This window comes from uncultured Psychrosphaera sp. (genome assembly GCF_947500655.1).
In the GTDB taxonomy this organism is placed as follows: Bacteria; Pseudomonadota; Gammaproteobacteria; order Enterobacterales; family Alteromonadaceae; genus Psychrosphaera.
In genome coordinates, this window is sequence record NZ_CANMSK010000002.1 from 181735 (window position 1) to 196410 (window position 14676).

At 33.8% G+C, this 14676-nt stretch carries 8 protein-coding genes; 7 read left to right on the forward strand and 1 reads right to left on the reverse strand.

Annotation, left to right across the window (positions count from 1 at the left end):
* Positions 1-434 precede the first annotated feature (434 nt).
* The 5 genes from Q0940_RS02975 to Q0940_RS02995 all read left to right on the forward strand — a co-directional run bounded on the left by Q0940_RS02975 (position 435) and on the right by Q0940_RS02995 (position 7602).
* Entirely contained in the window at positions 435-1820 is a 1386-nt protein-coding gene (locus Q0940_RS02975) for a hypothetical protein (protein ID WP_299263658.1), read from the forward strand.
* The gene (locus Q0940_RS02980; RefSeq protein WP_299263661.1) at positions 1821-2654 is read left to right on the forward strand and encodes a hypothetical protein; all 834 of its coding nucleotides are present in this window, start codon (positions 1821-1823) and stop codon (positions 2652-2654) included.
* Positions 2655-2662: 8 nt separating this feature from the next.
* Complete coding sequence (locus Q0940_RS02985) at positions 2663-3349, forward strand: hypothetical protein (RefSeq protein WP_299263663.1); 687 nt, start codon at positions 2663-2665, stop codon at positions 3347-3349.
* Between the two features lie 92 nt (positions 3350-3441).
* A complete protein-coding gene (locus tag Q0940_RS02990) occupies positions 3442-7413 on the forward strand; it encodes a hypothetical protein (protein WP_299263665.1) in 3972 nt (1323 codons plus the stop codon).
* Between the two features lie 12 nt (positions 7414-7425).
* A complete protein-coding gene (locus Q0940_RS02995) occupies positions 7426-7602 on the forward strand; it encodes a hypothetical protein (RefSeq protein ID WP_299263667.1) in 177 nt (58 codons plus the stop codon).
* Positions 7603-8181: 579 nt separating this feature from the next.
* On the opposite strand, the gene Q0940_RS03000 is transcribed toward Q0940_RS02995, so the two are convergent.
* The gene (locus Q0940_RS03000; RefSeq protein WP_299263669.1) at positions 8182-10002 is read right to left on the reverse strand and encodes a putative Ig domain-containing protein; all 1821 of its coding nucleotides are present in this window, start codon (positions 10000-10002) and stop codon (positions 8182-8184) included.
* A 348-nt stretch (positions 10003-10350) separates the two neighbouring features.
* Here Q0940_RS03000 and Q0940_RS03005 point away from each other — a divergent pair, with 348 nt between their 5' ends.
* On the forward strand, positions 10351-11406 hold the full coding sequence (locus Q0940_RS03005; RefSeq protein WP_299263671.1) for an efflux RND transporter periplasmic adaptor subunit: 1056 nt from the start codon (positions 10351-10353) through the stop codon (positions 11404-11406).
* An 11-nt stretch (positions 11407-11417) separates the two neighbouring features.
* Complete coding sequence (locus Q0940_RS03010) at positions 11418-14657, forward strand: efflux RND transporter permease subunit (protein ID WP_299263673.1); 3240 nt, start codon at positions 11418-11420, stop codon at positions 14655-14657.
* The last annotated feature ends 19 nt before the right edge of the window (positions 14658-14676 follow it).

The window sequence follows — 14676 nt, forward strand, 5'->3', positions numbered from 1 at the left end:
AAATATAATCCCGCCGTGGTACGTCCAGCTTTATTCTCTTTCTAACATATTGCAGTTATACCAAAGTTCTATTATGATGCCGCTTGATATTATTCCAAAATAGGCTAGGTGACTTTATATTATAAAAATTTGCATCCATTTTTTATACTAAGAACTTAGTACAAAAAAGCTTTAACTACTAAAGAGTTAAAGCTGGTTATAAATAATGTGGGTGTGTTTTTAAAAAATAGTTAACTAGTTCCTACTAATCAATTGTCAGGTTCCATAATATTGATGATTACAAGTTAGAACGGCTTGAAAAATATTAATGGACTAAAAGGTAATGAAAGAAATAAAAACTTAGATTTTATATCACTTCATTTTATCGTATGACAAGTTTCTATTAGATTGTATAAAAAATTGAAACAAGAATTAAACTTAGGAAGATTGTAGTAATGACAGATAAGTATTCAATGGCTGATTTTAAGCTTAAAACGATTAATGAATTGGATCAAATTCAGAGGATTTCTTCTGCAGCTAAACAAGCTGCAATGGAGGAGAAGCCTAATAGTGACTCAATGAATTTGGATGAAACTGAAAGAAATATTATCTCTTATTGTGAAGGCGAAGTACAACAAGCTAATGACCTTGTTTATGATAAGTTCTCAGTTTTCAAAAGAATGATGACGAAAGCGACTAAAGCCATTTCAAGTATTCAAACTATAAAATCAATACCTGAAGTTTTTAGAAGTGAGTATCAATACAATATTCGTAAGAACTCGAGTGAAGCAAAAATCATTCAAGGTGAGTTTAATCTTGCAAAGAAAGATTTGTATAATTTTAAAACTGAACACAATTTAATTAGACAAGAACAGTCTTCAACTAAACCCCTACTTAACTGGGCTCTTGTAATTGCCATTGTTTTCGCTGAATCAATTTTAAATGCTAGTTTCTTTGCTAAAGGTAGCGATTTAGGTTTATTAGGTGGAGTTATACAAGCTTTCGTTATTGTAATGATTAATGTGTTAGTAGCCAATTTAGTTGTGCTTCTAATTAGAAGGCGAAATATTACCAGTTTAAGTAGCGTCAAGAAGACGGGTTATACTTTTATAACTGGAGCCATGGTTTTTACAACTATATGTTTTCACTTTCTCGTTGGACATTATAGAGATGCTTTAAGAATAGATTTTGACAACGCTTATGCTTTCTCTGTTTTAAATTTTAGTTCAAGTCCTTTTGCTTTGATTGATTTTGAGTCATACATACTTGTTTTTATGGGGCTTTTATTTTTCGCTCTATTAATAATTGATTTGTATAAGATAAAAGACCCATACCCAGGATATAGCGAAATTAGTAAAAAGTATTACAAAATAAAAGATGAATTTGATTCTTTAAATATGATTTTGCTTGACGATGAAAATGCCATGTTAAGTGATATGAATAAAAAAATAGAGATGATAAAACTAGAAGCTACTGATACGTATGAAGAGATACAAGATATTCATATCGTAATGCAAAAATTAGAAAACAAATATAATGGCTATTTAAATTCAATGCAAAGTCTAGCAGTGGCTGCTATACGACGTTATAGATCAATGAATAGTGATATGCGAACAACTCCAAGTCCTGAGTATTTTGAGCATGACATAGAATTTAATCCAGTGCGTATAGAATTTGAATATGCTGATAACAAAGAAAAAACAGCTTTATTGGAATCTGCGATTGAAAACTTGCCAGTATATGAACGTGAAGCAAAAGATAATCTTAATAAAGTTGTGCAAGAGCTAAAAGATTCTGCTGAATTATTAGGTAACGATACTGATGAAAGTGAGAACATATAGATGGCTAGAATAAATAGAGATAAAAAGAGCTCTTCTAGTAAAAGAGCTAAAAAGAAGAGTGGTAATTTATTAGCTGTTGTAATTATGTCTACGGTTGCTGTGTTATTTGGTCTGATTATTTATACATTTGTAACGGTTTCTTCTGAAATAATACCAAGAGATAAAGAAACGTTATGTCGAATAGACGGCCAATATAATAAACATATAATATTATTAGATGTCACAGGTGTGTATAGCCTTATTCAGCATAAAACCATAAGACAAGCTATTGAAAATAATGTAGCTGATTTAGCTGTAGATGAGCAACTTCAACTTCATTTTATTACAAGTAGTGTGAGTGATGTAGTTCAACCCTTGATGAAAGTTTGTAATCCTGGGCAAGGTGAAGATGTAGATGCATTTTTTGGCAATGCAAATATGATAAAGAAAAAATGGGAAGAAAAACTTTTCAGACCATTAAATGAAATTTTAACAGAATTTGATAGTGCTAATACCGTAGCTGCAAAATCGCCGATCTTTGAAACTATACAAATGATAAACAATCAGTCTATTAAAAGAAGTGAAGAAGGGACGAAAACTAGATTTACAATTATCTCAGACTTCATACAACACTCTGATGATTATTCTTTTTTCAAAAATAATATAGAAAACTTTTGGCGCTCAAATTACCAACATAAAGTATATACTGAATTGAAAGACGTTGAGATGCAGTTGTTATTTGTTCGTAGAGATGGACGTGAGAAATACTTAGGGAAAATATATTTAGATTTTTGGAAAGAATATTTTACAAAATCTGGAAGTGAAAAAGTAATAATCAAAAGAATAGAAGGTTAAGCAATACTGTGTTCTCCGAAATAAAAAATGTATTTATAGTAGCTTTTATTCTTGGAGCTTGCCTGAGCCTATACGGTGCTTACAGTGGTTTATATTTAATCACTGTAAGTCTTTCTGTACTAATCATGGTGGTGTATTTTTTCACCACCCTTTATTTAAACACTATAAAGAAACAAATCTCAGTAGAACAGCTAGCAAATAGTAATTACTATTTAGGTTTTATGTTCACTTTAGTATCTATATTGGTTTCTTTAACCAGTGTAATTTCTAATTCATATAATATTGACAATATAGTAAGTAATTTTGGTGTGTCGCTAGTGACTACTATAATAGGACTTCTGGCTAGAATTTATTTGGCTAATTTCATGCCAAATGAAGAAGTAAATAACGAAATTCTTAATGAATCAGTTGCACATAAAATACGTATCATGAATGATCTCTTGCTAGATAATATGCAAAAAAATAAAGCTTTTTCTCAAATGATTGATGAGAGGATGGAAGTACTTGTAGTCTCAACTGAAAGATCATTAGGAAAGTTTACCAAATTACTTGATAAAGATTTTAAAGCGAGTATTGACACTTTCAATGCTTCTATAAAAAGCATAACTAAAAGTATGGAAACTTCAAATAAAAAACAATCCGCACTAATATCTGAAGAAGTTAAAGAAGATAAGAAAATAAAAAATAAAAAATAAAAATATGAAACCGCTGTGTGGGAACAAAAAAAAGTTATGACTGTTTTTGGAACTCAGATTGAAAATAGTCTTAAATAACTTAAAAGAATCCGATGAAGAATAAATCAATTTTCAACTTAAGCATTATTGAATTAATAATAGTGTTATTTGCTATGTTCATGGTTATTACTGTATATCAATTAACTTATAAAACAGCGCATATAAATGAATTGAACAAAGTTGTTGAGTCTCAAAGAGAAATAACAGAAGAAGTTGTAAGTAAAAATTATCCTGTTTTAGAAAATAAAATTCATGATCTTGTTAATCTTGGAAAGTACAAAAAGTTAAATAATCAGCTACAAAACAATAATTCAGGAACAATATTTATTGAAAATAAAATCATAAATAATGTAATAAATGCTGATAAACAGAAAGATTATGGTAATTATAAAGATTTATTAAAAAATAAAACCGAATTAAATGGACAACTAAAAGATTTACAAAACCATACACTTACTATCGGTACTTTGAAAAACTTAAAGTTAGAAAATAAACCACTGCATCAACAAATCCAATCCTTAGAAAAAAGAATAAAAAGTAATTATCAAAATAGAATGGCTTTAACTAATAAATTAAAGCAGTTAAAAGGTAATGAAACTGTAAAATATATGCTTCAAAAACTTGATGTTCATAATGCCCCAATACAAAAACAGTTAGATACTCTTAATGGCGAATTAAAAAGATTTGATAATAGTCTATTGGAAAAAAACTATAAGCTTGTCACAGATTACGATGATAATACAAAAGATATACTAGAAAAATTGGATCAAAAAAATAAGCCAATTGACAAACAAATTGAACTTTTAGAACAAAAGTTAAAAAATAAAAAATTATTATTAGAAATTAACAGGTTAGAAAATGAACTAGCTAATATTCCTAAAAATTCACAATATAGTTTGGAAAGAAAAAAATTAGATAGCAAAGATTTAAATTTAAAACTCAATAAACTTAAACAACGATTGAATGAAAATAGAGTATCAAAGAACCCAGGGTTACAAAAAGCTATAAACAACTTAAATCGTATGCAGACAAACAATCAAAGAAAGTACGAGTCTAATACAAAAGATATGTTAAATAGGCTTAAACAAGGGAAACTACCTTTAAGCAAACAAATTAAAAACTTACAAAAAGAGCTTGATACCGTATCAAGAAATTCAAAGTTGCAAAAAGCCCTAGATAATTTAAATGCGATTAAAATAAATAATCAGGCTAACTATGATCCAAATACAAAAGAGTTACTTAAACAACTCAAACAAGATCAACAACCTTTAGCTAAACAAATTGAAAACTTAGAAAAAAAGCTTGATACAGTATCAAGAAATTCAAAGTTGCAAAAAGCCCTAGATAATTTAAATAAGATTGAAACGGATAATCAGGCTAACTACGACCCAACTACAAAAGAGTTATTAAAACAACTTAATCAAGATCAACAACCTTTAGCTAAACAAATTGAAAACTTAGAAAAAGAGCTTGATACAATATCAAGAAATTCAAAGTTGGAAAAAGCCCTAGATAATTTAAATAAGATTGAAACGGATAATCAGGCTAACTACGACCAAACTACAAAAGAGTTATTAAAACAACTCAACCAAGATCAACAGCCTTTAGCTAAACAAATTGAAAACTTAGAAAAAGAGCTTGATGCAATATCAAGAAACTCAAAGTTGGAAAAAGCCCTAGATAATTTAAATAAGATTGAAACGGATAATCAGGCTAACTACGACCCAACTACAAAAGAGTTATTAAAACAACTCAACCAAGATCAACAGCCTTTAGATCAACAAATTGAAAACTTAGAAAAAGAGCTTGATACAATATCAAGAAACTCAAAGTTGGAAAAAGCCCTAGATAATTTAAATAAGATTGAAACGGATAATCAGGCTAACTACGACCCAATTACAAAAGAGTTATTAAAACAACTCAACCAAGATCAACAGCCTTTAGATCAACAAATAGAAGGTTTAAAAACTGAGCTGGAAAAAGCATTAAAAAATCCAGATAGCAATAATGAAGAACTGCAAAAAGCCTTAGATAATTTAAATAAAATTAAAACGGATAATCAGGCTAACTACGACCCAATTACAAAAGAGTTATTAAAACAACTTAACCAAGATGAACAACCTTTAGCTAAACAAATAGAAGGTTTAAACGCTGAGCTGGAAAAAACATTAATCAATCCAGATATCAATGATGAAGAGGTGCAAAAAGCCTTAGATAATTTAACTAAGATTAAAACCGATAATCAGGTTAACTACGACCCAATTACAAAAGAGTTATTAAAACAACTTAACCAAGATCAACAACCTTTAGCTAAACAAATAGAAGGTTTAAAAGCTGAGCTGGAAAAAACATTAATCACTCCGGGTATCAATGATGAAGAGCTGCAAAAAGCCTTAGATAATTTAACTAAGATTGAAACGGATAATCAGGCTAACTACGATCCAATTACAAAAGAGTTATTAAAACAACTTAACCAAGATGAACAACCTTTAGCTAAACAAATAGAAGGTTTAAAAACTGAGCTGGAAAAAGCATTAATCACTCCGGGTATCAATGATGAAGAGGTGCAAAAAGCCTTAGATAATTTAAATAAGATTAAAACGGATAATCAGGCTAACTACGACCCAACTACAAAAGAGTTATTAAAAGAACTTAATCGAGATGAACAACCTTTAGCTAAACAAATAGAAGGTTTAAAAACTGAGCTGGAAAAAGCATTAATCAATCCAGGTATCAATGATGAAGAGCTGCAAAAAGCCTTAGATAATTTAAATAAGATTAAAACGGATAATCAGGGTAACTACGATCCAATTACAAAAGAGTTATTAAAACAACTGAACCAAGATGAACAACCTTTGGATAAGCAAATAGAAGGTTTAAAAACTGAGCTGGAAAAAGCATTAATAAATCCAGGTATCAATGATGAAAAACTGCAAAAAGCCTTAGATAATTTAAATAAGATTAAAACGGATAATCAGGCTAACTATGATCCAACTACAAAAGAGATATTAAAACAACTCAACCAAGATCAACAACCTTTAGCTAAACAAATAGAAGCTTTAACAAATGCACAGGAAAGTGAACTTAATACTCCAGATATCAATGATGAAGAACTGCAAAAAGCCTTAGATAATCTACACAATATTAAGAACAAATCTTCACAAAATGTAAATTACGTTGAGGACAAGGCTTATAAAGATCAACTGAAAGATGTATTAGACGGTATAAATAGAATAAAAGTAATTAATGATGAACTTGCAAGTAATAAAGATTCGAAGCCGGTAATAAATAATGATATAGAAAAGACTATAAAATACTTAGAAGATAAGAATAAAAATCCTAGACTTAAACCAAGTGATGACGTCCAGGTAATTCTTGATGAGTTTAATATTAAAGATAAAGCAACGCCAGAACAGCTAAGTAATTTATATTTAAATTTATATTCTGCACCTATTGATAATGTAAATGTTTCTGAATTAAATTTTGTTATTAATAGATTGAAAGATCAAAGTGATTTAGAGAATAAAGTAAAATATATTAATGAAACCCTAGAAAAATATAATGATTCTAATAATACTTTTTCAAACGGTAATGATACTGAAAAAGATCCTAATACGGCGTCAAACAGCGAACTGGAAGGTCTTAGAAACAAAATAAAATACCTGCAAAAGAAAGTAGAAAAAAATGGAACCGTCCACTTGCCATGTATGCTTGATGATACTGGTACTGCAATCTATATATTTAAATTGTTTTTGAGGGACGATAATATCCATGTACAACTAGGCTGGCAAGAGCAAGTGGCGGAGATGTCTAAAGACATTCCAAATCTTGATAAGTTAGTTGATCAAACTTTAACTCTGAATAGGTTTATGGAACTTACTAAACCTATTTTCAAACAGAGTATACAAAATGAATGTAGACAGTTCGTATATTTAGAAGATGAAACTATTAGTAAAAAAGAATATAAAAGAAAGACTCTAACAATACAGCATCATTTCTATAAATATATCGATCATGCTTGGTAATTTTTTTATTACTTGATATACAACAATAAAACAGACTCAATGGACGACAAGCAACTCACCGCAATGCGGGGTAGTAAAATTGATTTTGTATTCCAGTTTCATCATCTTACTTCTGCATTTAGCGTATTTAACAATGCGCTGATGCCATTAATGTTAACTCAAGGTAAGCCGAACCCATCGGCAACCTAGACACCCGCACCGGAAGTGTCTGAGCTATTTCGTAAAGTTAATAAAAAACGTGGTTGTGCAATACTGTTAGTTACGCACGACCCACGTTTATCCGCAGATTGGACCGCACCATTAACTTAGTGGATGGCCGCATAGAAAGTGACTCGCCAAACACATAAAAAAACAGCAAATAACTATTGCTCTGTTCAGTACATGTAACTGCGGCAATGATTGCGTTGTATTGAGGAATCAAAGACAGAGGAATAAAAGAGACACCCACTTTAATTTGATAGTTTGTGGAGTGAATTTAACTTTACCTTGCCTATTAGTAGCACATCGTTTTTTATTTCTTTTAACAATTCAATTAATATTTAAGGTGGGTGTCTCTGTTGAGAAGGTTGCAAAATGATTCTGACAAAAAGGCCGCTGTTTACATCAATCCAAGTACTTTATCTTGAGTTAATATAAACAGCGGCCTTATGTTTTTGTAAAAAAAGCTTGTAAGTGGTGCTTTTCGCTAAAAACTATTTTTATAGCTTATAGCTTATAGCTTATAGCTTATAGCTTATAGCTTATAGCTTATAGCTTATAGCTTATAGCTTAATCAACTGTACCAGTCGCTACTTTAGCGTAATCACCAGATACTGGGTCAATAACTAATAACTTGTTAGTCCCGTCAGCATCTCTACCAGCGGCAATAACCACATTACGTGTTGAGTCATAATGAAGACCAATTAATGGTGTTAGTGAATTGCTAACACTTTCCACACTAAATAAGTTTTCTATTACGATGGTTTCGGTATTATTTATACTGTCTAATTTCATTAGGTGACCATTGCCGTTAACAATAAACATTTCTCCATCTGCTTCGTTTATTGCTAAATCAGAAACTGGAGAGCCACCATTACTTTCATCATCACTGTCATAGACATTAGTAGTTGTTGTACCATCAAATTTATCTATTAGAACGTTATTCGATGTAGAAGCACCTTCAGAGTAATAAATGTCATCGCTAATAGAAGCAACCGCGACAGATAATATTCCGTTTGTTGACGTCTCGATAACGGTACGTTCACCATCATCTAAGTCAACATTACTAATTGTTTTATTGTTAAAATCAGCAACATATAAAAGGTCGTTATTGACGTCATAAAAGATATCTAGGATCAATTCTGGAGTGTCTCCACCACCAAGGTTTTCATTAGATACTTCAGTTTCTTGGTAAGTTTCCAAGTCAATTTTAGATACACCGTTTTGATAACTCACTAGTAAGTCATTAGAAGAGGTGTCTAAGGTTATACTTGTAGGTGCTTGTCCTAAATGAGCAAAGTCAGCAGCTCGTGTAAAAGTAATATCTGAGTTTTCAAAAGTATTAATGTTGAAGTGTTTAAACTCAACAGAAGTCCCTTCTGATGATACATAAATATCACCCGTTGATTCACTCACCGCAATATCAGAAATACTATCGTCAATTGATGTGTCATATAATGTTTTAATTAGCATGATTTCTTCATAGTTAATGAAGCCATCTGCTGATGTTGCTACAACTTTAATCTCTGAATTGTCAGTAATTGTTGCATCTTCAACACGCCAAGTGCTGTTAGTAACTGTCGCTTCATGCTCTAAACCATCAACAAAAACAATAACGCTATCTAGTGTGCTACCAGAAGCAGCCTCTACATTACCGAACATATCAATTGTGTCGGCACTATAGACACCCAAAGCTAATGGGAATGATAATGAGACATCAGGTGCAAATGCAGAGATTAAATCAATTTCAACTGAATCCGTATCTGTTGCGCCGTCATTATCTGTTACGGTAACTGAAAACTTAAGTGAACTCTGTGTTGTTATGTTATCTGGTGCTGTAAATGTTACCTCAGCACTGTCTGCGTTTGTTAAAGTAACAGCAATACCAGATGTTTGTTCCCATGCATAAGAAACAATTGACCCAGTTATATTGCCATCTTCAGCAATGGCATTTAATGTTACCGTTGTGCCTTCTTTAGCTGTGTTAGGGGCATTAACTTCAACAGTAGGATTAGCTATTTTGTCACTAACTGTAATGGTAAATTCATCTGTTACAGATTCTGTCTCTGTAGAACAAGTGATAGTTATACTTGCTACACCAGGTTCGTCAGGTGAGCCGAATACTTTATCTCCGCCCAATATACTTAGCCCTGCGACAAGGCTAGCTTGAGTTACTTGAAGTGTAATATCTTCACCAGCAGCTGCACTACAAATATCAGTAGGTAAATCAAAGCTGAATAAAGTGTCAACGGTTGCTGTTTGATCTGGAATTGGGTTCACAACAGATAGTGCTGTTACTTCAGGAGTTTCATCGTCACCGCCGCCGCCACAACCTGCAAGCGCTAAGCTTAGTGATAAAAATAAAGGTTTGTATAATTTATAAGAAGTCATTGATTATCCTTATTGATATTGAAAGTATTGTCCGTAAAAAACAATGTTTAATTGCGGCGTATATTAAGTGACTCTGTATTGTTCTCAAACAGTTAAATATACATTTGGAGTTATTTAGGGGTTTCCCCTATGATAAAAACTTAAGAAAATAATAAAGCCTGTTTACCTTTGTTTAACGCACGTTACCGGAAATGAAAGGTAAACAGATCTTAAGAAACCTGTTATAAATAAATTAGTATTTTGTATATTAGTTAATTCTAATATATAATGGTTTTTATTATTTAATAAATCTTGGTCTATTATTTTGACAGGCAGTCAAAATAACCACTAATTAAAAGTAGAATTATTATGAAAATTAGACACTTATTAACCACATTCATTGCTGTATTAAGTACAGTAGTTGTAAGTTCGGCAGCAGTTGCACAAGACATAGAATTTGTTACGGTTAAGCGCATCCAGGCAGACTCAAAAGTTGTATTAAACGGGCATGTTGAAGCAATTAATGAAGCTACTGTTTCTGCTCAGGTTAATGCCAAAGTTAAAAAAATTCATGTAGATGTAGACGACCAAGTTGCGATAGGTAAAGTGCTGATTGAATTGGACGACTCAGAACTAAAAGCGCAACTGGCTAAAGCAAATGCGTCACTTAAAGTAGCGCAGGCAAATGAGGCGCAAGCTAAAAGTGAATTTAAACGATTAAATGGTTTGGCGGCAGACAGTTTTGTTAGCCAAAACGATATAACCAAAGCGGCTAGTGCAGTAGAAGTTGCTAGTGCCAATATTAGTTTAGCTAAAGCTCAAATCTCAGAAGTAAAACAACAACTTAGTTATACAACTATTATTGCTCCATATTCTGGCGTGGTAACGGCGCGTCATATTGAAGTGGGCGAAACTGCAAACTTTGGTCAGGCTTTGTTGACAGGTTTTGCATTAAACCAAAATCGACTAATAGTGAATGTGCCAAATTCACTAATTACGGATATAGAAGCAACAAAAACGTTATTGGCGCAAACCAGTAACGGTAACTGGAAAGAATTGAAAAATTTAACCATAGCGCCAAGCTTAGATAGCCAAACTCATACCATTTTAGTTAGAGCAAATATTAATAAAGATAACTTTAACCAACGCCCCGGTAGCTTTATTAAAGTGGCGGTTAAAACTGATCCTCGCTCTGCGTTAGTTGTGCCAAGTAGTGCTGTGTTTAGCCAAGGTGACTTATCTGCTGTTTACGTAAAATTAGATGACACTTATGCATTACGTCAGGTGCTTCTAGGTGAAAAAATAGCAGGTGAACAATCATCAACTGGAAAAAGCAGCCAACTAATTGAGATTATATCTGGGTTGTCAGTAACAGATAAAGTAGCTGAAAACGGCGCGAAACTGCTTTCGTCAGAATCTGAGTAAAGGTGAATAATATGGGAATTTCAGGACGTATCGCCAAGCTGTCGCTCAATAATCCAATTACACCTTTGTTTGGGATCATGATTGTTATTTTAGGGTTAATTGCGATTTTAATTACCCCAAAAGAAGAAGATCCACAAATTAACGTGACTATGGTTGATGTATTTATTTCGGCTCCGGGTTTAAGTAGTGGTGAAGTAGAACAACAAATCTCGATAAAAGCTGAAAATGCTATGTCGCAAATGGCGGGTGTTGAAGACGTTTACAGTGTCTCTATGCAAGGTCGTTCAGTTATTACAGTACAATTTACTGTTGGTATTAAACGTCAAGAAGCCTTGGTTAAAACATGGAACCAAGTGATGACAGAATTGTATTGGCCATCACAATATGGTGTAGGTCAAACAGCCGTTAGGGCAAGAGGAATAAATGATGTTCCGATTGTTAGCCTTACTTTTTGGAGTGACGATCCTAACGTTAGTCAAACTCAAGTTGGTCAAGTTGCTACATCTGTTAGCCAAGTATTGCAACGTGTTGAAGGCAGCCGAAATATTGAAACGGTTGGATATGCACAAAATGCAGTAAATGTGAAAATTGACCCAGTAAAAGCGGCTGCATTTGGTGTGGATGTTAGAGCTGTGTTAAGCGCCATGCAGCAATTTGGTGGACATTCACCAGAGTTACCAATTCAAACTGATAATAAAGATGTGGTTGTGGCGATAGGCCAATTTTTAACATCTGAACAAGATGTAAAAGACTTAGTAGTGTTTTCAAAACTAGATTCAAAAAAAGACGCTCAAGGGACCAAATTAGTTTATTTACGCGATATTGCCGACATTAGTTTGTCCAGCATAAAACCAACCAGTTATGTTCAAATGGGCTTTGGTCAAGCATCGGTTGAAAGTACCGGTTTACATTCTGCGGTTACCTTAAGTGTAGCCAAACAAGAAGGTAGAAATGCGATTGATGTCGCAAACGCGGTACTGGACACGGCAGAGGCATTAAAAGGCAAAATTATACCCGATAATATTCAATATAGTGTTACCCGTAATAGCGGTTTAACCGCACAGCAAAAAGCCAATAAACTGATTCAAAAACTGCTGTTTGCTACCATGGCTGTTGTAGTTTTGGTGTTGTTTTTCTTAGGTAAACGCGCGGCGATTATTGTTGGATTAGCGGTTGGTCTTACGTTATTAATTACCTTGTTTTCCTCTTGGGCTTGGGGCTTTACCTTAAATAGGATCTCCTTGTTCGCCCTCATCTTCTCAATTGGTATCTTGGTGGATGACGCTATTGTTGTGGTGGAAAATATCCATCGCCGTCAACACTCTCATCCTGAAGAGTCGTTAGTTGAGTTAATTCCTAAAGCGGTTGATGAAGTGGGTGGCTCAACTATTTTGGCTACCTTTACCGTTATCGCGGCTTTGTTACCTATGGCGTTTGTGTCTGGTTTAATGGGGCCGTACATGAGCCCTATTCCGATTAATGCCAGTACTGGCATGTTGTTGTCTCTGGTTATTGCTTTCACCATTACACCTTGGTTAGCGGTACGTTTATTAAAAGGTGAGCATAAAGATGATAATACTGACGATAAAACTGTAGTAGGTGATAACAATGCACAGGATAAAGAGTCAGGCGATATTATTGGTCGTATAGCGGGTAATTTTTTAAGTAAATTTATTACTGCAAAAGACTCACTGACTAATCAGTGGAAGTTGTTTGCTGGCATAGTGATATTAATGATCGCCGTAATGGTATTGCCTGTAACAGGTTTAGTGTTATTAAAAATGTTACCGTTTGATAATAAGGCGACCATGGAAATTGCCGTTGATATGCCAGAGGGCACAACGGTTGAAACTACCCTGGCTGCGTTACAAGAAATGTCGTCTGAATTGGCTAAACAAGATTACGTGGTGAATTATCAGTTATATGCTGGAACCAATGCGCCAATTACTTTTAACGGTTTGGTGCGTCAGTACTATATGCGTGCAATGTCGCACCAAGGTGAGATCACGTTAACTATTGTTGGCAACAAAGAACGTGACGAAGGTAGCCATGACTTAGCCAAACAAATGCGTTCGCTGTTATTGCCGATAGCCAATAAACTTAATGCCAACTTTAAAATGGTGGAAGAGCCTTCAGGTCCTCCAACGTTAGCACCAATTGTGGCAGAAGTGTATGGTCCAGACCAAGCTAGCCGTGAACAAACTGCAAGTGCTCTGTTAAATGCATTTAATACAACAGATGAAATTGTGGATACCGACACCACAATTGCAGCGCAACAAGTTAAATGGCAAGTTGTGATTAATGAACAACGCGCGCAGCAACTTGGAATTGTAAAGTCACAAGCGCAAAGCATGTTGTATCAATTGTTGTCAGAAGATCCAATTGGCTATTTACATGACAGATTAGGCAATACGCCAACACCAATTATTGTGTCTGCTGATGTTTCTTATAAGGCAAATATGCAAGCTTGGTTGAATACTAAAATGGCAAATGACCAAGGGTTATTAGTGCCATTAAGTGAATTTGTTGAGATAGTGCAAGTAACACAAGACCAACCTATTTATCATAAAAACTTACGCCCTGTGATTTACGTTATGGCTGATATGGCTGGTGAAACAGATAGTCCGCTATATGGCATGTTTGAAGCTGGCGCTTCGTTTTCAGAGCAAAATCCAGGTGTTGAAATATTTTATACCCAAGCACCAGATCAAGCTTATACCAATGCAATAAAATGGGATGGTGAATGGCAAATAACCTACGAGACATTTCGTGATATGGGTATAGCTTATGGCGTAGGTTTATTACTGATTTACTTGTTAATTGTGGGGCAGTTTAAAAACTACCGTTTACCATTAATTATAATGGCGCCAATACCGTTAACTATGATTGGTATATTCCCAGGTCATTGGATAATGGACGCTAAATTTACCGCGCCATCTATGATCGGCATGATTGCACTAGCGGGAATAATAGTACGTAACTCCATTTTGCTGGTGGACTTTATTGAGCAACAATTAGCACAAGGTGTGGACTTAAAAGATGCGGTGGTAGCCTCGGCTCAAATGCGTGCTAGACCAATTATATTAACCGCATTAGCCGCTATGATAGGTGCCTTGTTTATTCTGTCAGATCCAATATTTAAAGGCCTCGCGGTTTCATTAATATTTGGTATGGCGGTCTCGTCAGTATTAACGCTAGTGGTTATTCCAATTGCGTATTATCGCAGTAAGAAAGACAAGAGCGAGCTGTAAGAATGGCTTCGCCACTAGC